The sequence below is a fragment of the Paenilisteria portnoyi genome (assembly GCF_014322795.1).
In the GTDB taxonomy this organism is placed as follows: Bacteria; Bacillota; Bacilli; order Lactobacillales; family Listeriaceae; genus Listeria_A; species Listeria_A portnoyi.
Genome location: NZ_JAASTT010000007.1, coordinates 43,721 through 65,042 on the forward strand (window position 1 = coordinate 43,721; position 21,322 = coordinate 65,042).

Genomic DNA, 21,322 nt, shown 5'->3' on the forward strand with positions numbered 1-21,322 from the left:
TATGTTACATGGCAGGCATTTGAAAAATGGGAGTAAACACTTGATTCTTGTTTTTCAATCAGTCAGTAAGAAAATTTTGGACGAGATACCAAGCGTAATGGACGGCACGGCAGATCATGCGAAAATCAAGAAATTGCACGAACGGTATAACTGGATGAACTTCTGTACAGATTATAAAGAAAGTGATTATTTATTTGTTCAAGATTATTTTTCAGACAGTTACGGCTGGTATTTATTCGATGGCGGCAAAGCGATTTATAACGAATTAAATCAGGAATTAGAACAGTTTATTAAAAAACACGGCTATGAAAAAGTCATTGCGTTTGGTAGTAGCAAAGGTGGTACTGGTGCGTTGGTATATGGTGTTTTGAATCCTTATATCACAGATGTTTTTTCGCTCGTACCACAAGTGAAGGTAAGCGATTTTATCGATCGTTATCACGCAACAGAAAAAGAAGCTTTTTATCAGGGCAATACAGAATTAGAAGAAGAAATAAACACGTTTTTCTTTGATCCAAAGAATTACCAACAAGATGCGATAAAAACGACAACCTTCCATCTGTACACTGGGAAAAACGATATGCAGTTTGCAGAATTAATGGCATTAAAAGACTATTTACAAACGCAAGATGTACGTGTCAAAGTGATTGTTAATTCGCTTCATAAAAGTCATAGTCCGCTCGTTACAGAACATACAAACTTGATTTATCAAACAATCCGCGACATCAATGAGTCACGCGCTTTCGGGTCTACGGAATTGATTCGATTGAATGACGATGCGTACATGGTTTAAACAAGCTTTTTTAGTGTTGCACTTCATACTGCGTCCGTATTTATGTTTATCCTTTTTATCTACGGCGCAGTTACATTGCTTCGGTAGAAATAAAAAAATCAATATGCCTCTATGTATCTCCCCATATACCATCAATGAAGCCTACCTACGAAAAATACTTGTTTTATTGCACAAGCACACATGAGTTTGAATCCCCAGTGCTATACTAATCTGTTAATAACGTATACAAGCACAATCCAATGTCTGTATACGGATTATATGTATATTGAGGATGTGATGGAAGTCAAGCAATTAATACGTTAAAAGGCAGTAATTATAAGAACTGGAGACGAAATCACGGTTTTAAAAATGTGCTAAAGAGACTATAGTGACTACGACCATACCTTGGTGATGCGAGGCGTTCTATGCTTGCCAAATGGGCTTATCACTAAATGAGCGTGAAAAAATTTTCATGCTATATTACAACAAATTTAAAAGATACGTGAAAATTAAAAGGAGGCATTCATTATGCTACAAACATTTGGTGTTGAAATCGACGAGAATTTCCTGGAAATACTACTGTTTTCCAATAAATCATTTGATAAATATTCCAAGAAGAAAGTACTACCAGCTAAAACAGTTATTGATTCCACGGTGACAGACAATCGTTCCTTTATCTATATAGAAAAAGGGTTGACCAAAATTGTGGCAAGTCATAATACGAAAGAGACAACTATTTCATTCTCTGGAGACGGCGAATTTATAGGTTTTGCCTCATTATTATCAAGGGGAAGCAACCAGTTTGAATTAGAAACGATTTCAGAAACGACGGCATATTTCATCGATCCGTACTTCGTCTTAAATGTTATCGACGAATCCGGTTGGGGGACCTCGATTCTACTGAAAATTATCGAAAATCTAACACAATCCGTGAACTACTACGGCAAATTTAACTTACTACCAGCAAAAGCAAAAGTAGCAGCATCTTTGCTACACTTAGAATCTAAAAAGCTAGGCAAATCAGAGGGACATTTACCAAAAGAAATCTGTCAACACCACTTAGCTAGCTATTGTCAAATCACGCGCGAGTACGCAACGACGATACTATCTAAGTTTGAAGAAGAGGGGCTCGTTAAATTAACGCCGAAACCAATTACAATCTTGGATACACAGACACTAAAAGAAATGGTCGGCTTCGAAGTATCAGGATCTTTGCATTAATAAATACATGGCGGGAAGCGTGGTATATGAGCTAGTGCGCTTCCTGCAATAGAAAACGTCATACTCTAAAGTGGATATTATAGATAGGTATAGGATATAAAATTGTATATTAAGAATATTATAAAAGGTGGATAGTGATGCAAATTTTTGAACGTAAAGAAAAGAAATATATATTGAGCGAGGAGAAATATACCTTGCTGGTAGACAGAATTTCGGAGCACATGAAGGAAGATAAGTACGGCCTACACACGATTTGTTCCCTTTATTATGATACAAATAACTACGATTTAATTAAGCGATCGAGTGAAAAGCCAGCCTATAAAGAAAAGTTTAGAATCCGCACATACGGGGTTCCAAGTCATGAACAGATGGTCTATTTAGAAATCAAGAAAAAACTAAAGGGGATTGTGTATAAACGAAGAATTTCAATGCGTCTGAGTCAAGTAGATGCGTATATGCAAAGTGAGCAAGAGGAACAATTTGAAGACAGATTAAATCAACAAATCAGCAACGAGATTTTTTGGCTAAAGAAAAAAGAGACGATCGCGCCTAAAGTTATCATTTCCTATGATAGAAGAGCTTTTAGCGCCTACAAAGAGGACGAGTTTAGAGTAACATTTGACGCGAAAATAAGGTGGCGCAACGACGATCTTCTGTTAGCAAATGGTCACGATGGGGAACTTGTGGCACCAGAAATAGATGTATTAATGGAAGTGAAATCATTGCATGCCTATCCTTTATGGTTTGTGAAAATTCTTTCCGATTTAGACCTCTATCCATCCAAATTTTCAAAATATGAACAAGTATATAGAAGATATTTAACTAATCAGAAAGTAGGAGTTTTATAATGTTAGAAAACGTAGTTAAAAGTTCAATGATGGACCTAGACGTGTGGCAAATAATTATGTATAGTGGGGCTTCGGTTCTTTTAGGGGTATTAGTGGCTTGCGTGCATATGTATCGCAACACCTATTCACAAAGTTTCATCGTAACGCTGACGATTTTACCAATCTTGGTGCAGTCAGTTATCATGCTTGTAAATGGTAATGTCGGGACGGGTATTGCTGTTTTGGGGGCATTCAGTTTGATTCGTTTCCGTTCTGTAGCAGGCGGGGCACGCGAAATTAGTAGTATCTTTTGGTCGATGGGCATTGGCCTGGCGACTGGAATGGGCTATATTATGTACGCGCTCATTTTCTCGGCATTTGTCGCAGTTGTTTTAATCGTCTTGACACGCACAAGGTTCGGATCAAAAAGTAAAGTCGCTGAGCGGAGCCTGCGTATTTCGATTCCAGAGGATATTGATTATGCGAATCTTTTCGATGACTTATTGCAAAGTTACGGCTATGAGATTTCGCTTGAACAAGTGCGGACAACGAATATGGGGAGTTTGATGGAGTTACGGTACTATATTAAACTGAAAAACGTCGAGCAAGAGAAAGAATTAATCGATGCCATCCGTACTAAAAATGGGAATTTACCGGTTATTTCGGGCCGCGTTTCAAGCATTAAAGCGGAATTATAATGAAAAAATAAGAGAAGAGTCTCGGTTTATAGCCTAGGCTCTTATTCGTGATAATAGGTTAAAAGGTGAATTTGTATATAAAAATCCAATAATTAATGTTTTCTTTCTGTTTTCTGTACTTTCTATTTAAATTCCTCGGGTAGAATAGGGTTTGTAACAAATAAATAGGAGGAGTTGAAAAAATGGTTTTCAAAAAATATGTGTTAGGATTGATGCTTCTTTTTGTGGTAGCGTCTTTAGCAGCGTGCGGTATGGCAGACAAAGATACAGCGGCTACGAAAGCAAAAAAGGAGCCAAAGCAGGAGACGGCGACGGCCAAAGCTAATGCGGAGTTAAAAAAACTAGAGGAAAAGTACGGCGCAACACTGGGAATTTATGCAGTTAATACAGCGGATAATCAGAAAATCAGTTATAATGACCAAGAACGATTTGCCTACGTATCTACTTATAAAGCGATGGCTGGGGGATTATTGCTTAAAAATTTAACATCCGAGCAACTAAATAAGCGCGTCTACTTCTCAAAAGAAGATTTAGTCGAGTATTCACCAGTCACAGAAAAGCACGTTGAAAGTGGCATGACGGTAAAAGAAATCATCAACGCAGCTATGACATATAGTGATAATACGGCGGGAAACATCTTATTCCACCAATTAAGCGGTCCTAAAGGCTACCAAAAAGCGCTTGCAAAAATTGGCGATAAAACAACGCAAGCAGATCGATTTGAACCAGAATTGAATGGGGCTGTTCCTGGGGATAAACGTGATACAACGACTCCAGAAGCAATGGCGAAAGGACTGTCATTCCTAATAACGAAAGGAAATATGGCATCTGATCGATTGGATTATTTCAAGCAAACCTTGATTGATAATACAACCGGCGACAAATTAATTCGTGCAGGCGTTCCGGACGGTTACACTGTTGGAGATAAGACAGGCGCGGGCTCGTACGGCACTCGGAATGATATCGCGGTCATTTATCCTAAAGAAAAAGGTGCGAAACCATTAGTCTGGGTGATCTATTCTAAAAAAACAGGAAAAGATGATGAATATAACGATCAATTGATAGCAGACGCAGCAAGAGTACTTAGCAACTACTTTGCTTTGTAACCTCAATATGCATGAGAGCAAGGCGAGCATGTAATCCTTATCGCATAAGGATGGCAGATAAATGAAAATTCTCTGCCTATTGGAGTACTCATTTCATGTCGAAGGACTCCAACAACACGCTGTGGTTTGGCAAAAAATCATGTTGGGCCGTTTTTCTATTGATTGAGGAGACTCGTTTTATGGGTCTCCTTTTTCTGCGATAAATCTCGAAAATTGTTATATATAAGTCTCTACAACGCACAATTTTGGGATAAAAAAAGAAATCAATGTGATACGGTTTGGGACCTTTTTATGGTATTATTAGAGATGAAAGTAATAGTGGGAGTGCGGATAGTGAAAGAGGATTTGTAAAGTCTTATTTGCAATTTCATTTTTCGCATTATTTACAATTAGTCGTATATCACACATTGAAACTCTAAAAACATCGTCGTAAATAACATAATAAGGTTAGAACAACTCGTAAATTTTGAAATGATGCTTTTTTGATCAGAAATATTTATTGGAGGGGTTGTAGTCTTTTTTTTCGGGAATAGAGAGATTAGCTGTATGATCATTACATAAACCACCAAGACACGAATTGTAAGATTACTTTAATAGTGCAATTATTTTAAAGGTAGAATCACGAATTTGGAAGCAGAGTGGAGGTAATCAGGATGAAATGGATGGAAAAAGAAATACAAGCCATTTTTACAGCGTTAAATACGAATGCTGATAAGGGGTTAACAGGTGCGGCTGCGTCGACGAAAAAGGCGGAGGTTGGACCGAATAAGTTCGAGGAAGGGCAGAAGGAGACGCTACTTGCCAAAATTGGACATCATTTGCTGGAGATTACGACGATTATCTTACTTGTGGCCGCGGCGATTTCGCTTTATTTGGCGGTTACAACGGGTTATGGCTATCCAAAAGTCATCGTTATTTTGGGGATTGTAGTGCTGAATATGGTGCTGGGAATTTACCAGGAGAACAATGCGGAGCGGGCGCTTGAGGCATTGCAGAACATGAACGCGCACATGACGCTGGTCGTTCGTGATGGTGTGAAGCAGGAAATTGACGCGACGGAATTGGTGCCTGGAGATATCATTGAACTTGGCGCGGGAGACATGATTCCAGCGGATGCGCGGATTATTGAGAGTAGCAGTTTGCAGGTCGAGGAGTCGGCGCTGACTGGTGAGAGCTTGCCGGTGGAGAAGGATGCGAACGCGATTGTGAGCGAGAAGTCGCCGCTTGGGGATCGCTTTAACATGTTGTTTTCGGGATGTTTGGTGACGGGAGGTCGCGCGCGGGCCATCGTTGTGGAAACTGGGATGGATACGGAAATGGGGAAAATTGCGAGTCTGATTAACGCGACGAAGAAAACGGAGACACCGCTACAAAAACGCTTGAAGGAACTTGCGAAACGGTTGAGTATTGTGGCGCTGATCGCGGTATCACTTGCGGTTGCGGCGGTTCCGGAGACTTTGCCGGTTATTGTGACGATTACGCTTGCTTATGGCGTGCAAAACATGGTGAAGAAAAACACGATTATTAGACGGATTCCTGCTGTGGAAACGATTGAGAACACGTCGGTGATTTGTTCGGATAAGACGGGGACATTGACGCAGAACAAGATGCGAATTCAGCAGATTTGGTCGGTGGGCATGACGCCAAAACCGGTGGAGGAAACGTTTGATACGTCTGAAAATGAGCTTTTGGAAATGCTGAGTTTATCGAATAACGCGACGATTGAAGTGACGGATGGTGTAGAGAATATTATTGGTGACCCGACGGAATCTTCTATTATTCGTCTGTTGAATGAGAAGGGTTTGACGAAAAAGGAATTGGAGCAGAAATCACCACGGGTATTTGAATTACCGTTTGATTCGGAGCGGAAGCTGATGACGACGATTCATGAAGTGGAAGGTGGATTCCTCTCGATTACAAAGGGTGCTTTTGACAGGATTCCGGTTGCTTTTTCGGAGGAGTTGTTGGAGCAAGCACGGGAGATTCATGATCGGTTTGCGGAGAAGGCGTTACGCGTCATTTCGGTTGGTTATAAATGCTATGCCGAGATGCCAGAGGATTTGACGGCGGAGGCGCTGGAACGCGATGTGACTTTTGCGGGGATGGTTGGGATGATTGATCCGCCACGACCTGAGAGTAAGCGCGCGGTTTCGGAGGCGAAGCGAGCGGGAATAAAAACGGTAATGATCACGGGCGACCATATTGTGACGGCTTCGGCGATTGCTAGGGAAATTGGTATTTTGGAAGAGGGGGACAAATCGATTACTGGTACCGAACTTGCCGAGATGTCGCAGGAGGAATTGGAGCGCACGGTACGCGATTATGCGGTGTATGCGCGCGTGAGCCCTGAGTATAAAATTCGAATCGTCCAAGCTTGGCAGAAAAATGGGGAAGTGGTGACGATGACCGGGGATGGCGTGAATGATGCGCCGGCCTTGAAAGCAGCGGATGTGGGTGCTGCGATGGGAATTACGGGAACCGATGTATCGAAAAATGCGGCAGATATGGTCATCACGGATGATAATTTTGCGACGATTGTAGACGCTGTGTCGGAAGGTCGGACGGCGTATGAGAATATTCGCAAAACGATTTATTTCTTACTCAGCACGAACTTCTCGCAGATATTCATTATGTTTATCGCGATTACACTTGGATGGGGCGCACCAGTAGTAGCGGTGCAATTGCTACTGATTAACGTGGTCGCCGAAAAGTCGCGACACAAGCGGTTGTGTTCACCTTTGTAACTTTGATTGGGTTTTATATTGGAAGATTCGTGGATATTAATGCAGACATCGGCGCGAGTGCTGAGGTTGGCATGACAATGGCGTTCGTCATTTTAGCGTGGTCGTCTGTATCGCATATTTTCAACGTTCGCAGCGACGAGTCTATTTTCAAAATTGGTTTTTTATCGAATAAACCACTATTCTTTAGCGCGATGCTATCGATGGTGATTATTTTGCTAATGGTTGTTATTCCGCCAGTTGCTAACATGTTCTACCTAGTGCCACTAAGCTTGACGCACTGGTTGCTGGCATTCGGATTATCCGTTTTCCCATTAGTATTTGTAGAAATTCAAAAAGCGATCAAAAATCGCAAACAAAAAGGAGACGAGAAATATGCGTAATGACAAACAAAAAGTGATTTTAGTAGGTGCTGGGGACGTTGGAGCAAGTTATGCCTTCGCGTTAACCGCACAAAATATTGCACGTGAAATTGGTATTATTGATTTAAATGTAGGCAAAAAAACAGGTGATGCGCTGGATTTATCCCATGGTTTGGCGTATACATCACCGAAACAAATCTATGTAGCAAGCTATGACGACTGCGCGGATGCTGACCTCGTTGTTATTACAGCAGGCGCGGCACAAGCTCCAGGAGAAACGCGACTTGATTTAATCGGCAAAAACTTAAAAATCACGAAAGCAATCGTGGATAGCGTCATGGCAAGTGGCTTTGACGGACTATTTTTAGTTGCATCAAACCCTGTGGATGTCTTGACGTACGCCGTTTGGAAATATTCAGGCTTACCAAAACACCGCGTCATTGGTTCAGGAACATCACTTGATAGCGCGCGATTCCAACAAGCACTCGCTGAACTTGTCGGCGTCGATGCCCGTGACGTGCAAGCCTATACACTCGGCGAACATGGCGATAGCCAATTCCCAGTTTGGTCACACGCTAATATCGGTGGTTTGCAAATTAAAGAATGGATGCATGACCATCCGGAAATTACCGACGAGGTTCTGGATGAGCTATTCCATAAAGTTCGTGATGCAGCCTATGAAATCATCGAGCACAAAGGCTCCACCTATTACGGCATTGCAATTTCATTAGCCCGGATTACAAAAGCGATTTTTAACGATGAAAATGCGATTTTGCCATTGTCCGTTTATTTAGAAGGTCAATATGGACATAGCGATATTTATATTGGGTCAACCGCGGTTATCAATCGCCAAGGAATCAAGTTTATTATCGAAATGCCACTGAACGAAAAGGAACAATCAGATATGGATAACTCAGTTAGTGAAATTAAATCTATGATGCAGGACTTCTTCTAATGGCTCAGCGGAGCGAGAAGGCTGTAGTTCCTAGGCAAAAGCGAGCACCGAAGCGGAGCGTACGATTGTACGTGAGCATCGGAGCACAGCTTTTAACGACGGAAATGCAGTCTTCTTGCTTCGCTGAGGTTTGGTGGTGGAGACGAATTTTAGCGTAGAAACATGAGCACTGACGCTTAGCTTTGAGCCTGAAGCTGGGATTTGATGGGGAAACACGATGACATAGATTTAGATAGACGGGGGAGTTTTACATGGAAGAGAAACATGAGGTTGAAGGGAAGTCGAATTTGGAGAGGCAGAAGCGGTTTTTGATTCGATTTTTATATTTGGCTAGTATCGTTGTCGTGATTATCCTTTTTATTAAGTATGTTTTGCCGTTGACTTATCCGTTTTTGATTGGATTCGGCTTGGCGTGGATGTGTATGCCTCTCACTCGACTGCTCGCTCGCAAAACGAAGTGGCGGAATCGCAATGCATGGGGATTGATTGTCATGTTGTTCTTCTACGCGATTCTTAGCACCCTGCTCATTCTGGGATTGCTGGAGCTTTTTAAGTTGCTCGGTAGCTCAATCGGCAGTATTCCGAGGTATTATCAAAACGATATTTTACCAGCCTTGCAAAAAATCGAGGACTGGGGCGCCGATTGGATCGATAATATTGCGCCTGATCTCGCGCAGCAATACCATGATGTTTTCCATGCCGTTATCGCCAAAATTGGTCGTTTCGCACTTTCGTTATCGGGTAGCATTGCTAGCTGGATTGGCTCTGTGACACTTTCCTTGCCAGGCATTTTCATCTTCTTTTCCTTCAGCATGTTGTTTTCCTTTTTCATCGTTTGGGACTTTGACAAAGTGGGGGCGTTCATGCGGAAGCAACTGCCAGATCGCGTGAACGAAACGATGCAAAATGTGCATAAACATTTCAAAACAACGACAGTGGATTACATCAAAGCATACCTTATTATCGCTGGAATCACGTGTGTCGAGCTTTTCATCGGCCTCATGATTCTAGGCGTCCCGAACGCGATTTGGATTGCTCTTGGCATTTCTGTTTTCGATATGATTCCTGTATTCGGAACTGGTGGTATCATGATTCCGTGGGTGCTTCTGATGTTCATCAACGGCGATTTTGCCTTCGCAATCGAACTGCTCATTTTATACATCGTTATTACCGTTATTAGAAACATCATCGAGCCAAAAATTCTCGGCACAAAATTAGGACTGAACCCTGTTATTGCCTTGTTCACACTCTACATTGGCTTACAACTATTCGGCATTATCGGTCTGATTCTCGCGCCAATTATCACGGTTATCGTAAAAGATCTACACGATGCCGGTAAGTTCAAAATTTGGAAATACTAATAATTATTGCTACGATCCATAATACGGCGTAGCAATTTGTTGTATATAACAGGACAAACCGCCCATCTCCATGTATAATTGAAATAGAAATAAGAAAAAGGGAGCCATTATATGCAAAAATTAATCCAGTTTATCGTCATTTTAGTCTTATTTTCCCTCGTCGGTTTTTTCCTTTATACATGGTCAGGTGTTATTCTTACCGTTATAACCATTGCCGGAGAAATTACTGCAGTTGTCATTGCCGTGCGTTTACTGCTTTGGGATCAGCGTAATACCACATCAAAAATTGCGTGGCTAGCAGTCGTTCTTGTCCTGCCAGTTTTCGGAGTTATTCTTTACCTATTCTTCGGCAGAAACCCACAAAACCGGATTTTCACCGCGAACCAAGTGAAAGAAAAAGAAAAACTAATCGAGGCAATACATAACTTGCCAATCCAACAATCCGAAAAAGAACTACCAGAACTATCGAAAAGTCTGTATGCATTAACTGATATTCGGCCGATAAACGGCAACAAAGTAACGATTTTAACGAATGGTTCAGAAACATTTCCAGCCATTTTAGCAGCTTTGCGAACAGCCACAGATCATATTCACATTCAATATTACATTTATCGCCAAGATGAGATATCGACGGAAATTCGCGATATTTTGATTGAAAAAGCAAAAGCAGGAGTCACGGTTCGTTTTATGTACGACGGTATGGGCTCGGCAAACCTGAAAGATGAGTTTTTAGAACCATTAAAACAAGCGGGCGCAACCGTTTATGCGTATGATCCCGTTCGTTCCATCTGGATTGCGCGCACAGCCAACCTCCGAAATCACCGCAAAATGATCATCATTGATAGCAAAATTGGTTTTACCGGAGGCCTGAACGTAGGCGAAGAATATCGCAGCAATACGCCAGATTTTGAGGTGTGGCGCGATACGCATATGAAAATCGAAGGAACTGGTGTCCTGGAGTTACAAGAGTCCTTCTTATTCGATTTGGTTTATATGGAAAATCGTGCTGGAGCATCCGACGAGTTCATTAGCGAAGCCGGGACTGCACGTTATCTAAGCGCTGAGCCAGTTGATGACGCAGATGATTGGGTGCAAATCGTGTACGGCGGTCCATACGATAAAGAGAAGTGGGTCCGTGATTCGATGCTTGACCTCATGGATTCTGCGAAGAAATCAGTCTGGATTGCGAGTCCCTATTTTGTCCCTGACGAAGAATCACTTGCCGTTATCCGACGCGTATCAATGAGTGGTATCGATGTCCGTGTTATTATTCCAGGTAAAGGGGACCGCGGCGTTTCCTTCCACGGAAGTAATGCATATATCCAAACGATGATTGACGCCGGTGCAAAAATGTATTCCTACCGTGACGATTCGTTCATCCATGCAAAAGTGATGCTGGTTGACGGAGAGCGAGCAGCCGTTGGAACCGCGAATTTTGATATTCGTAGTTTCCGCCTCAATCACGAATTAATGGTATTCCTATATAATCGTAGTGATGCAGTCGTGCAATTAGAACGAGATTTCAATGCCGATTTCCTAGAAAGCCACCTATTCACAGAAGCAGAAATGAAGGCGAAATCCAGAACACAACGCATGAAGGAAACATTAGCAAGTCTGCTATCACCAATACTGTAAAATAAAAGCTGTCAATCTTGTGTAGTGAAAACTAGATCGGTTGACAGCTTTTTTATAGTGCTCACTAGTTAAAAAATATCAAGTATAACTAAAAATGTAAAATACATCCAACAAAATAGGTCAATAAATGGATGACCGAGAACCCTTAAATATGGTATAATCCTTTTGCTAACATGTAATACTCTATTAGAATTACGGAAATAAAAATCAGTCTATTGTATAAAAATTATCAGATAAATGTAGTTTTAATTACTTTTAGCGTGAAATTTTATCAAAATATAGTTGAACAATAAAAAGTGGGAGGACACACATGACAACACAAGTGAAAAAATTAACATTAATAGGGCTTATACTGATGATTTTCACATCGGTATTCGGTTTCGCAAACAGCCCATCTGCGTTCTATTTGATGGGATATGGTGCGATTCCATGGTATATCTTCTCGGCCATCTGTTTCTTCATCCCGTATGCATTGATGATGGCAGAATTCGGCTCCACCTATAAGAAAGAACAAGGCGGTATTTTTTCTTGGATGAATGACAGCGTTGGACCACGTTTCGCTTTTATTGGAACGTTTATGTGGTTTGCATCGTACGTTATCTGGATGGTAAGCACATCCTCAAAAGTTTGGATTCCGCTCTCCACATTCATTTTTGGTGGCGATAAAACACAAGAATGGCGTTTATTCTCGCTTTCACCGACACAGACCGTCGGAATATTAGCGATTGTTTGGATGATCGTCATCACATTTTTTGCTTCCCGAGGTCTAAAGCAAATTTCAAAAGTAACAGCAGTTGGAGGGATTGCCGTTACAGGTCTGAATCTAGTTTTACTCCTTGTCAGCGTACTAATCATTATTCTTAACGGCGGGGAATTTGCCCAACCAATCACAGGCTGGTCATCCTTTGTAGAATCACCAAACCCGTCCTACGTCACACCACTTGCCACGCTTTCCTTTGTCGTATTTGCGATTTTCGCGTACGGTGGCATTGAGGCTGTCGGCGGCTTGGTCGATCAAACGAAGAACCCAGAAAAGAACTTTCCTAAAGGGGTTATTATTTCAGCAATCATTATCTCAGTTGGCTATGCCTTGGGGATTTTCCTATGGGGTGTAAGCGCGAACTGGCTACAAGTACTTAGCGGCAAAACGACGAACCTTGGAAACATCACATACGTTTTGATGTATAATCTAGGTTTTGAACTCGGAAATGCCCTTCATTTGAGCGCTACAACAGCAGCTTCTATCGGAACTTGGTTTGCACGAATCACCGGACTATCCATGTTCCTAGCCTACACAGGAGCCTTCTTCACACTTATTTATTCACCGCTGAAGACTCTGATTCAAGGAACACCAGCAAAAGTATGGCCGAAAAAAATGACACGCATGAATAAGGCAAATATGCCAGAATTCGCAATGTGGATGCAATGTTTGGCTGTCATAATCATTATTTTACTAGCCTCATTTGGTGGGGATAATGCCTCTGCGTTCTACAATAAACTAACCTTGATGGCAAACGTATCGATGACGCTACCATATCTATTTTTAGCTTTCGCGTTCCCATTCTTTAAAGCGAAAAAAGGACTGAGTCGAGAATTCGTCATCTATAAAAAGAAATGGCAAACGTATCTTGGCACAACGGTAGTTTTGATTGTTGTAGGGTTCGCTAATGTCTTCACGATTATTAATCCATCGTTAAATGGAGATTACAGCAGTACGATTTGGATGATTGCAGGACCGGTTGTTTTTGCGGTTGTTGCATACGTTCTGTACGAAACCTACTTGATTAGAACAAAAAAAGGTAGATAATAAAAGTGGCGTTATGGTTCCGAAATGGGGATTGCGACGTCGCTTTATTTTTTGGACAATAAATCATAAATTTTTTGCTTGGCTAAATCATACATTATTTGTTATAATTGCAGGGTACGATAGATATAGAAAAATGAAAACAAAGGATGGTGCTATTCATATGCAATCACGGGATGCATTGAAAGATGGCGAGAAAGATTCAGTTTGGGAGGAGTGCTCAGAGGCATTCCAAGTAATTATCGATCGTATGCGGGCGCAAACAGAGGAACAGCAACAAAGACTCCAACAAACAATCGATATGTTTAAAGAGAGACAAAGAGAATTACAAGAAGAGATGGATAAGTAATATTACATTGTTCATGATGAAAAAGCTGGGATTATGACAGATTCCCAGCTTTTTTTGCTTTCTATATTGAAGTGAATTACGATCATCTTAATCCAGATTATTTGTTGAAATCGTGGTTTTCTTGCCTTGATTACTTTCAAGGTGAATGTTTCAGGGATAGTCTCGTATGTGAAATCACCTTGAGCATATTCGATTCGTTTATTGTTTTCTTTGTCAATTTGTGAGGTGTCTTCGCATTTGATTCGTGTGAGCAAGCAGTGCTGATTACTAGAAACAGCGCAATACCTGTTATTATCATTTTTTTCATATTTTTTATCCTCCTTGTGTTGGTTCAAAGACAACTATAGCACCCGTAAGTGACGGTAGTTTGACGATATATGATTATTTCCCGGGAAATACATGCTATAATTTGAGGAAAAGGAGTGGTATGGAAATGAAAGTATATCACTATGATGCGTTTAGTAAAATACCGGGGAAAGGGAATCCAGCGGGTGTTGTGTTGGAGGCAGATCACTTAAATGTAGAGGGGATGCAAAAAATCGCCTCACAAGTCGGGTTTAATGAAACGGCTTTTGTGATGAAATCAGAGGTAGCGGACATCAGGTTGCGCTATTTTACGCCAGGACATGAGATGGACCTTTGTGGTCATGGAACGATGGCTGCAATTTGTGCACTAAGCGACCATCAATTTTTGACTGAAAGAGCCGAAATACGGGTAGAGACTAAAGCAGGTATCTTGACGATAAAAAGCAAGTATTCGAAAGATGGACAAATTTGGATGACTATGCAACAAGCACCACCGGTTTTTGAAGCTTTCTTAGGTTCCCGTGCAGATTTAGCACAAGTAATCGGACTAGCAGACCAGGACCTCGCTGATGGCTGGCCGATTATGTATGGCAGTACAGGAATTTGGACATTACTCGTGCCGATAAAAAAACTGGCAAGCTTCCAAAAGATGAAGTCAGATAATTATAAGTTCCCTGCTATCCTTCAAGCGATGCCACACACGTCCATTCACCCTTTTTGTTTGGAGACAATAGATGCTAGCGCAACGATGCACGCTAGGCATTTTTCATCCCCATTTTCTGGAACAATAGAGTACCCAGTGACAGGGACGGCATCTGGTGTTATGGGCGCTTATTATGCAAAGTTCATTGCATCTGATTTTGATGAATCGTTAGATATTGTTGTGGAACAAGGCGTTGAAGTTGGTCGTGATGGAAAAGTCATGGTCCATATTCATAAAAAGGAAATAACTTACGACATCGAAATTACAGGCACAGCAGTATTTGTTGGTGAGATAGGATAATATTCCTAAACTCTGCTATAATGAAAGACGTGTTAGCAATTATGTAAGAATGGGAGATGAAAACAATGTTAAAAAAGCTTAAAGGGCTCAGTATTTCACAGTGGATTGCAATCTTTATTTTCGTCTCGATGGGGATTTCGATGATTTTTATTACGGTTGAAATTTTCCTAGCGCCAGTAGAACAAACGCCGGGGCAGCCGAAAGTAACACTGCGAAGCGACTATATTTTCTTGCTGTTTGAATGTGTATTGGGAGTCATTATTTTATTATTACCAACGATTTTATCCCACCGATTTAAATTTGAAATTCCAGGTTTGGTCTATATTTTATTTTTAGTCTTTTTGTACGCATCGATTTATCTAGGTACCGTTCAAAAATTCTATTCTACAGTTCCTCATTGGGACAAAATTCTGCATACATTTAGTGGTGCCATGTTGGGGGCTATCGGTTTTTCATTCGTCAACTTGCTCAATAATGATAAACATGTCGTGATGAAAATGAAACCTGGTTTTATTTCTATTTTTGCCTTCTGTTTTGCTGTTACATTGGGCGCTTTTTGGGAGATTTATGAGTACACCTTTGATGGTATAATGAACTTAAATATGCAGCGCTACGATATGTCGAATGGTACACCACTTGTTGGTCGCGCGGTATTGGCTGACACGATGGGCGATATTATTGTGGATGTTCTTGGTTCACTTGTCTTTGTCCTCATTGGCTACTGGTCACTGAAAAAAGGCCGGCCATGGATGAAAAACTTCGAATTTAAGAAGAAAAAACCGAAAGAAGGAGTGGTAAAATGAAAATAGAGCACGTAGCAATTTGGGTAGGAGATATTGAGCGAGCGAAGCACTTCTATACGAGCTACTTTGAAGGAGTCGCGAATGACAAATATACGAACGAAACAAAAGGCTTTTCTTCCTATTTTATTAGCTATCCCACGGGTGCTAGGCTTGAAATCATGCAACGTACAAATATTATCGATGCAAAAGAAAAACCATTATTAGGCTGGGCTCACATTGCTTTTTGTGTCGGCAGTAAAGAGCAAGTAGATGCTTTAACGAAACAGCTTCAAAACGATGGATATACATTAGAGAGTGGGCCAAGAACAACTGGCGATGGCTATTACGAAAGTGTTATTTTAGATAGTGAAGGCAATCAAATTGAGATTACCGCCTAACCAAAAAGGACGATGCGTAGATTTTCAGCGCATCGTCCTTCCTTATGGAGTTAGTCACCATCAAAAACTAGTTCTCCATTTTCGGTCCATTCATTGCAAAGAATGCCACATGTTTTGGTGCTTAGATTGGCGTAGTTAGCAAGTAAGGCTTTGGAAAAATAATTTGGGATGAATAAAATGCCATCACGATAGTCTCCAAATAGGTGAGCCACTTCTTTAAGTAACGTCAACAAACGGTGCTCTGCGGCTTCTTGTAATAGAAGTGTTTTGTTGAACAGCATTTCTTCTTTTCTGTGATTATTTGCATATAGAAATAACCAGCCTTCTTGGAAACTTAGCAGCATTGTTAGCATGTCGGCTCTATCAAATTCATAGACAGTTGCAGAATGGATTACTTTCATTGTATAAAAGGAGTCATCATTAGTATAAGGATTGGAGAGACCGATGATGTTTGTCTTTCCTAAAAAACCAATAATATTTTGATCCCTGTTACATGAAATTACACCACTCTCGATGAAGTAAATATTTTTAAAAGGTTGATTTTCGGTAAAGATATGCGTATTTCTTTTTAAAATGCGTTTTTTGTAGGGGATTCGATGTGTGAGTAAGAACTCTAAAAAATGATGGTAGTCGAATTTTCCTTGATTCATATTCTCCAGATGAATTTCTTTTAAACTCTTTATTTTTTCTTCCATTAATTAACCACCTTTCTTGATATCCTTATTATAGCACCATTCTATTAGTCTTTTTTTTGTGGGAAATGGCTATCTAGGTGGATAAGTTTCGTCATAATATGATGCTAGAACTATAAATAAAGATGATATTCTCTCGCATGGGTCTATTTGTGACAAACATATATTATTTATGTATGAGGAATGTAAGGCAGTTTTATTATATCAAGGCTATATATGGTGAAAAAATGTACTTCTATGAGAATAAAGAGGGGATCTACTTATTTTTTCTCAGGCAAGTTTATGTTATAATATGTTCAATGATGAGCAATTCGAGGAGGAGAATAAATTTGGAAAAGGTGAAAAAAACCAAAAAATCTATTTCTACACTCGATATGTACTATGAAGAACATATAGATAGCTTCGTTGATTTGAAAACATATTTGTCTGAGGTAGAGATCCATTGTATCAAAAAAATTATTGAGAGAAATGATGGGAATATGACGCAGACCGCGATACAGCTTGGTATTCACCGCTCGATATTGTATCGAAAGTTGAATGGATTTGAAAAGAAAAAGTAACTACTTACTAATTGTAAGCATGAAGTTGGACTTTTAACAGGGAATATGTTGTAATGTTATTAGTTACAACGAAAGGGTGACCGATATGACAATGGAGATAGGAAAAGTTGTTTTGAAAACGAGGAGTAAGCATGCATTGGTGGCTTTTTATAGCGAAATAATCGGGTTAAAAGTGATAGCGGATGAGGCTGATAAAATAGCATTAGGCGTTGATGATCGAGTCCTTCTAGAATTGATAGAAATAAAGCAAGGGAAGGCTCCAAAACAAGTGAAAACTGGGCTATATCATACGGCTTTTTTATTGCCCAGTAGAGCGGAACTTGGCAGCTTTTTGCATCATTTGTTGGAAAGCAACTATCCAATAGATGGAGCAGGTGATCATATTTATAGTGAGGCGTTATATTTCCGAGATCCTGATGGTAATGGGATTGAAGTCTACGCGGATCGTCCTCGAGATGAATGGCAGCGTGATGAACTTGGAAATCTTCCAATGGCAACAAATGAGGTCGATGGGGATGGTATATTGATGGCAGGAGCTGAGCTTGATTGGTACGCGGCTCCAAATGATACGATCATCGGGCACGTGCATTTGCAAGTCAGTCATTTAGAAGAAACACGCCAATTTTATCAAACGATTTTAGGGTTCCAAGTGACAACAGAGATTCCATCTGCGCTATTTTTTGCATCAGGGGACTACCATCACCATATTGGTACAAATATTTGGGCTGGTCGAGACTTACTTAAAATGGAAGAACTAGAGACCGGCCTTGCTTATTTTTCCATTAAAGTAGGAGAATTAGACGTTCTAGAGAAGCGGCTGCGAGCATATGATATACCCTATGAAAAAGATTCGGATACTCTGATTACGTTAGAAGACCCAAACGGGATTAACATAAAGATTGTGACTAATACAAAAAGCTAAGCATCGTTTCGATGCTTAGCTTTTCTTTATAGGCAAAATTTTGCTATAATTGATTTTAAGAGTGCTTCCAATTCTTGTGACGCGTTGTCGTCTTCTTTAGTAGCCAATGTGCAAGTCCAAGTGCGGCTTGAATGAGTACGAAAGTTAAAATGCCTAGGTTCAGATAGAATAGGGCAGTTTGGGCTTCTGCTGGGAATGCGCGTTGAACGAATAGAAAAGCCAGAAAGAAACCAGCATTGGCGCCAAGAGAGACCCAGTAAGCAGAGATTTTCCCAAGTTTACTAATGACAAAAGATAGCGTAAAGAAAAAGATCGCGAAACAAAAACCAATCAATATCATTTGTATCGATTCCATGACGCTCACCTCGTATTATTACGGAATTGGTATTGTTGATAATAATTGTAACACAAATGAAATGTATTGTAAAGGTTACATAAGACAGGCCTTATTCGGTAGGGGGGGATACGGATGATTGAATATTATAGGACACAAGAAAATGATGAAATACGCCAAATTGAAGGCTATCAGGTAGGATGCTGGGTTCATGTTGTGGCGCCGAGTCCGGATGAGATTGACTATTTATCAAAAAAACTAGATATACCAAAGGATCATATTTTAGACCCGCTGGATAAAGAGGAACGTTCACGGATTGAATTGAAGCATGTAGAGGAGAATTTCAAACATTCTTTGGTTATTGTGGATTGTCCGATAGAGGCAAAGGATGAAATGGGCTTTCTCGAGTTCAAGACGATACCGATTGGAATTATTACCACAAAAGAAGTTGTGGTAACCGTTGTGCTGAAACAACTGCCGGTACTTGAAGATATTATGGATAGGCGCATGGAGCAGTACAATACAGCCAACCATGTCCAGTTTTTGTTACAAATTCTGTATGCTGTCTCCTACTACTTTTTGAAATATTTAAATAGCTTAATTGAGCATATGCATACACTTGAAAAAGATATTCGTCAGTCTATGCAAAATGAAGAGTTGTATGCTTTTATGGCGGCGCAACGAAGCTTAGTATTTTTTGCAACAGCGCTTCAATCCAATAAGGCTGTTCTGGATAAAATGATTCAGGCGGGACATTACACGGATAAGGATGAGGATGAGGAGTTATTGCAGGATGTTATCATCGAAAATAAGCAAGCAATCGCGATGACGGATACATATACGCAAATTGTTGGCGGGATGTCTGACACTTTTTCGTCTGTGATTGCGAATAATTTAAACCGGGTGATGAAATTTTTGACGTCGTTTACGATTATTTTGTCGTTACCAACCATTGTGGCGAGCATTTACGGGATGAATGTGAAGCTACCATTTTCAAATCAGGAATATGCCTTTGGGCTGATTATGGTTGGAACATTGATTATTACGATTATCACGACAGTTATATTTTGGCGCAAAAAGTACTTCTAAAATGGGACTTCGAGAGGAACTGATTCTTTATGGAAAAACAAAACTATGAGAAAAAAGCGTACGAAACAATGAAGGAAAAGATTTTGAATGGGCAATTGCGAACGGGGGATCGGGTGCCTGAAAATATGATTGCAAAAGAGCTCGGCATCAGCCGGACACCAGTTCGCCGTGCTTTAGTTATGCTTGAAACAGAGGGCTTTTTGACGATTGAGAGTAATCGTGGTGCTTTTGTTTGTGAGAGTAAGGTGACGGTAGGCAAGTTCATTGAGATGTTGGAAATGTTGGAAGTTCTAACGATTAAGACGATGGATAAAATCGAGACGAAGGGAATTTCTTTTGAGCCGCAGCATTTGTATAAACGTCTATCTGTCATGGAAGGGCATTTGAAAACCGGGAATAGCAACGGATTTGTGGAAGAGGGATGGCAAACAGTTTTTGATTTTATCGCTTATATGGGGAATTCTTACGCTGACAGTGCAGTTAGAAAGATGGGAATCGATTTTTTGACGAAGGCACCGAAAGAAATTATTTTAATACCATTCCAAAATGGAGCTTATTTAATTGAGCAGTATCTTAGAATGAATGAGCTGCTAAGGACGAAGGATTTTGATAAGGCAGAGACGATTGTTCGCGAATTAGTCAATTATTTTATTATAAAAACGTTCCGATAGGTGAAATTTTTGGAAGGTTATGCTACAATATTCGTAATTAAGATAGGGGTGTCGAGAGCATTGAAAAGTAAACGAGAGTATAAGACGCTAGACAGAATGGTCTATTTTAGCATTATTGAGAAGATAAAAACAGGAGAATTAAAACCGAACGAACATTTAACAGAGGAACGCTTAGCCAAGGAATTAGATGTTAGTAGGTCGCCGATACGTAAGGCAATTACGGCATTGGTTTCAGAGGGAATTCTAGATTATCGTACATATAGCGGTGTTGTTGTTCGAGATTCGATGATTGATCCGGCGAAATACGCGTATCTTTTAGAAGTAATTGAAGTGTTTATGGATGCGGCAATTCAGAAAATGAAGAAAAACAATACGCCGGTCGATATAGCGGCGCTACGGAATTATATTGCGTCAATGGACCGCTCTTCTTATTTGCAAAATATGGAGGATTACATCTTCAATCAACATCAATTTTTCTTCCGTATCCTAAAACATGATCCGAATCCGTATTATTATGAGAATGTGAAGCGCGTCTTTTTCACGATTAACAATTTTTCGATGGAAACGGTCGTGAAGCAAGGTTCGGAGGATAAACGTGATTTGACTGTCAAGAAATTTACAGCGATTGCTGATGCCTTTGAACAAAATGAATATGATGTAGCGAATGAGCGTATTCAAGCTTTGTTTAACGATTTTGCGCTTAGTGCTTTTCGGTGAAGAGTACACGTAAAAGA

The 21,322-nt window shown here is 40.4% G+C and carries 20 protein-coding genes and 1 pseudogene; 19 read left to right on the top strand and 2 right to left on the bottom strand.

The window, feature by feature from the left end; genetic code table 11:
• The first annotated feature begins 1 nt into the window (after position 1).
• The 14 genes and pseudogenes from HCJ66_RS06465 to HCJ66_RS06530 all read left to right on the top strand — a co-directional run bounded on the left by HCJ66_RS06465 (position 2) and on the right by HCJ66_RS06530 (position 16,320).
• Complete coding sequence (locus tag HCJ66_RS06465; protein WP_187132382.1) at positions 2–793, top strand: hypothetical protein; 792 nt, start codon at positions 2–4, stop codon at positions 791–793.
• A gap of 507 nt (positions 794–1,300) precedes the next feature.
• Positions 1,301–1,993 (top strand): Crp/Fnr family transcriptional regulator, encoded by a 693-nt coding sequence (locus HCJ66_RS06470; RefSeq protein ID WP_181676240.1) that lies wholly within the window; start codon positions 1,301–1,303, stop codon positions 1,991–1,993.
• 137 nt (positions 1,994–2,130) lie between these two features.
• Positions 2,131–2,841 (top strand): polyphosphate polymerase domain-containing protein, encoded by a 711-nt coding sequence (locus HCJ66_RS06475; protein WP_187132383.1) that lies wholly within the window; start codon positions 2,131–2,133, stop codon positions 2,839–2,841.
• Entirely contained in the window at positions 2,841–3,518 is a 678-nt protein-coding gene (locus HCJ66_RS06480) for a DUF4956 domain-containing protein (protein ID WP_187132384.1), read from the top strand. Before HCJ66_RS06475 ends, HCJ66_RS06480 begins: the two co-directional genes overlap by 1 nt.
• A 182-nt stretch (positions 3,519–3,700) precedes the next feature.
• Complete coding sequence (gene bla, locus HCJ66_RS06485; protein WP_187132385.1) at positions 3,701–4,624, top strand: class A beta-lactamase; 924 nt, start codon at positions 3,701–3,703, stop codon at positions 4,622–4,624.
• A 653-nt stretch (positions 4,625–5,277) separates the two neighbouring features.
• Positions 5,278–7,748 (top strand): annotated as a pseudogene (locus HCJ66_RS06490) (cation-translocating P-type ATPase).
• A complete protein-coding gene (locus HCJ66_RS06495) occupies positions 7,741–8,682 on the top strand; it encodes an L-lactate dehydrogenase (protein WP_187132386.1) in 942 nt (313 codons plus the stop codon). The pseudogene HCJ66_RS06490 and the gene HCJ66_RS06495 overlap by 8 nt, the downstream one beginning before the upstream one ends.
• 251 nt (positions 8,683–8,933) lie before the next feature.
• Positions 8,934–10,043 (top strand): sporulation integral membrane protein YtvI, encoded by a 1,110-nt coding sequence (ytvI, locus tag HCJ66_RS06500; protein WP_187132387.1) that lies wholly within the window; start codon positions 8,934–8,936, stop codon positions 10,041–10,043.
• Positions 10,044–10,154: 111 nt separating this feature from the next.
• Entirely contained in the window at positions 10,155–11,678 is a 1,524-nt protein-coding gene (gene cls, locus HCJ66_RS06505; protein WP_187132388.1) for a cardiolipin synthase, read from the top strand.
• Positions 11,679–11,988: 310 nt separating this feature from the next.
• A complete protein-coding gene (gene yjeM / locus HCJ66_RS06510; RefSeq protein ID WP_187132389.1) occupies positions 11,989–13,485 on the top strand; it encodes a glutamate/gamma-aminobutyrate family transporter YjeM in 1,497 nt (498 codons plus the stop codon).
• Positions 13,486–13,498: 13 nt separating this feature from the next.
• Positions 13,499–13,831, top strand: a complete 333-nt coding sequence (locus tag HCJ66_RS06515) for a hypothetical protein (protein WP_187132390.1) — start codon at positions 13,499–13,501, stop codon at positions 13,829–13,831.
• 427 nt (positions 13,832–14,258) lie between these two features.
• Positions 14,259–15,140, top strand: coding sequence for a PhzF family phenazine biosynthesis protein (locus HCJ66_RS06520; protein ID WP_425489624.1), 882 nt, complete (start codon positions 14,259–14,261; stop codon positions 15,138–15,140).
• A 65-nt stretch (positions 15,141–15,205) separates the two neighbouring features.
• On the top strand, positions 15,206–15,943 hold the full coding sequence (locus HCJ66_RS06525) for a DUF2238 domain-containing protein (RefSeq protein ID WP_246438590.1): 738 nt from the start codon (positions 15,206–15,208) through the stop codon (positions 15,941–15,943).
• Positions 15,940–16,320 (top strand): VOC family protein, encoded by a 381-nt coding sequence (locus HCJ66_RS06530; protein ID WP_187132393.1) that lies wholly within the window; start codon positions 15,940–15,942, stop codon positions 16,318–16,320. Before HCJ66_RS06525 ends, HCJ66_RS06530 begins: the two co-directional genes overlap by 4 nt.
• 50 nt (positions 16,321–16,370) lie before the next feature.
• Here the strand turns inward: HCJ66_RS06530 and HCJ66_RS06535 are convergent, their stop codons facing one another.
• Positions 16,371–17,015, bottom strand: a complete 645-nt coding sequence (locus tag HCJ66_RS06535; protein WP_187132394.1) for a Crp/Fnr family transcriptional regulator — start codon at positions 17,013–17,015, stop codon at positions 16,371–16,373.
• A gap of 335 nt (positions 17,016–17,350) precedes the next feature.
• On the opposite strand from HCJ66_RS06535, the gene HCJ66_RS06540 reads away from it, so the two are divergent.
• Both HCJ66_RS06540 and HCJ66_RS06545 read left to right on the top strand, forming a co-directional pair.
• A complete protein-coding gene (locus tag HCJ66_RS06540; RefSeq protein ID WP_343068969.1) occupies positions 17,351–17,572 on the top strand; it encodes a helix-turn-helix domain-containing protein in 222 nt (73 codons plus the stop codon).
• 85 nt (positions 17,573–17,657) lie between these two features.
• On the top strand, positions 17,658–18,494 hold the full coding sequence (locus HCJ66_RS06545; protein WP_222717421.1) for a VOC family protein: 837 nt from the start codon (positions 17,658–17,660) through the stop codon (positions 18,492–18,494).
• Between the two features lie 55 nt (positions 18,495–18,549).
• Here HCJ66_RS06545 and HCJ66_RS06550 read toward each other — a convergent pair whose 3' ends face one another.
• Positions 18,550–18,849 carry a hypothetical protein gene (locus HCJ66_RS06550; protein WP_187132397.1) on the bottom strand — a complete coding sequence of 100 codons (300 nt, stop codon included), beginning with the start codon at positions 18,847–18,849 and terminating at the stop codon, positions 18,550–18,552.
• A gap of 114 nt (positions 18,850–18,963) precedes the next feature.
• Here HCJ66_RS06550 and HCJ66_RS06555 point away from each other — a divergent pair, with 114 nt between their 5' ends.
• From HCJ66_RS06555 to HCJ66_RS06565, 3 genes are read left to right on the top strand one after another with little or no spacing between them, the layout of a single operon-like run.
• Positions 18,964–19,917 (top strand): magnesium transporter CorA family protein, encoded by a 954-nt coding sequence (locus HCJ66_RS06555; protein WP_187132398.1) that lies wholly within the window; start codon positions 18,964–18,966, stop codon positions 19,915–19,917.
• 29 nt (positions 19,918–19,946) lie between these two features.
• Positions 19,947–20,588, top strand: a complete 642-nt coding sequence (locus HCJ66_RS06560; RefSeq protein ID WP_187132399.1) for a GntR family transcriptional regulator — start codon at positions 19,947–19,949, stop codon at positions 20,586–20,588.
• 60 nt (positions 20,589–20,648) lie between these two features.
• Positions 20,649–21,305, top strand: a complete 657-nt coding sequence (locus HCJ66_RS06565) for a GntR family transcriptional regulator (protein WP_187132400.1) — start codon at positions 20,649–20,651, stop codon at positions 21,303–21,305.
• Positions 21,306–21,322: the final 17 nt, after the last annotated feature.

Bases quoted from the DNA above. Each gene is read 5' to 3' on its own strand.
- HCJ66_RS06470 (WP_181676240.1), top strand. From the start codon at position 1,301: ATGCTACAAACATTTGGTGTTGAAATCGACGAGAATTTCCTGGAAATA.
- ytvI (WP_187132387.1), top strand. From the start codon at position 8,934: ATGGAAGAGAAACATGAGGTTGAAGGGAAGTCGAATTTGGAGAGGCAG.
- HCJ66_RS06555 (WP_187132398.1), top strand. From the start codon at position 18,964: ATGATTGAATATTATAGGACACAAGAAAATGATGAAATACGCCAAATT.
- HCJ66_RS06465 (WP_187132382.1), top strand. From the start codon at position 2: ATGTTACATGGCAGGCATTTGAAAAATGGGAGTAAACACTTGATTCTT.
- HCJ66_RS06520 (WP_425489624.1), top strand. From the start codon at position 14,259: ATGGAAATGAAAGTATATCACTATGATGCGTTTAGTAAAATACCGGGG.
- HCJ66_RS06535 (WP_187132394.1), bottom strand. From the start codon at position 17,015: ATGGAAGAAAAAATAAAGAGTTTAAAAGAAATTCATCTGGAGAATATG.
- yjeM (WP_187132389.1), top strand. From the start codon at position 11,989: ATGACAACACAAGTGAAAAAATTAACATTAATAGGGCTTATACTGATG.
- HCJ66_RS06475 (WP_187132383.1), top strand. From the start codon at position 2,131: ATGCAAATTTTTGAACGTAAAGAAAAGAAATATATATTGAGCGAGGAG.
- HCJ66_RS06480 (WP_187132384.1), top strand. From the start codon at position 2,841: ATGTTAGAAAACGTAGTTAAAAGTTCAATGATGGACCTAGACGTGTGG.
- bla (WP_187132385.1), top strand. From the start codon at position 3,701: ATGGTTTTCAAAAAATATGTGTTAGGATTGATGCTTCTTTTTGTGGTA.
- HCJ66_RS06560 (WP_187132399.1), top strand. From the start codon at position 19,947: ATGGAAAAACAAAACTATGAGAAAAAAGCGTACGAAACAATGAAGGAA.
- HCJ66_RS06545 (WP_222717421.1), top strand. From the start codon at position 17,658: ATGACAATGGAGATAGGAAAAGTTGTTTTGAAAACGAGGAGTAAGCAT.
- HCJ66_RS06530 (WP_187132393.1), top strand. From the start codon at position 15,940: ATGAAAATAGAGCACGTAGCAATTTGGGTAGGAGATATTGAGCGAGCG.
- HCJ66_RS06525 (WP_246438590.1), top strand. From the start codon at position 15,206: ATGTTAAAAAAGCTTAAAGGGCTCAGTATTTCACAGTGGATTGCAATC.
- cls (WP_187132388.1), top strand. From the start codon at position 10,155: ATGCAAAAATTAATCCAGTTTATCGTCATTTTAGTCTTATTTTCCCTC.
- HCJ66_RS06515 (WP_187132390.1), top strand. From the start codon at position 13,499: ATGGTTCCGAAATGGGGATTGCGACGTCGCTTTATTTTTTGGACAATA.
- HCJ66_RS06495 (WP_187132386.1), top strand. From the start codon at position 7,741: ATGCGTAATGACAAACAAAAAGTGATTTTAGTAGGTGCTGGGGACGTT.
- HCJ66_RS06550 (WP_187132397.1), bottom strand. From the start codon at position 18,849: ATGGAATCGATACAAATGATATTGATTGGTTTTTGTTTCGCGATCTTT.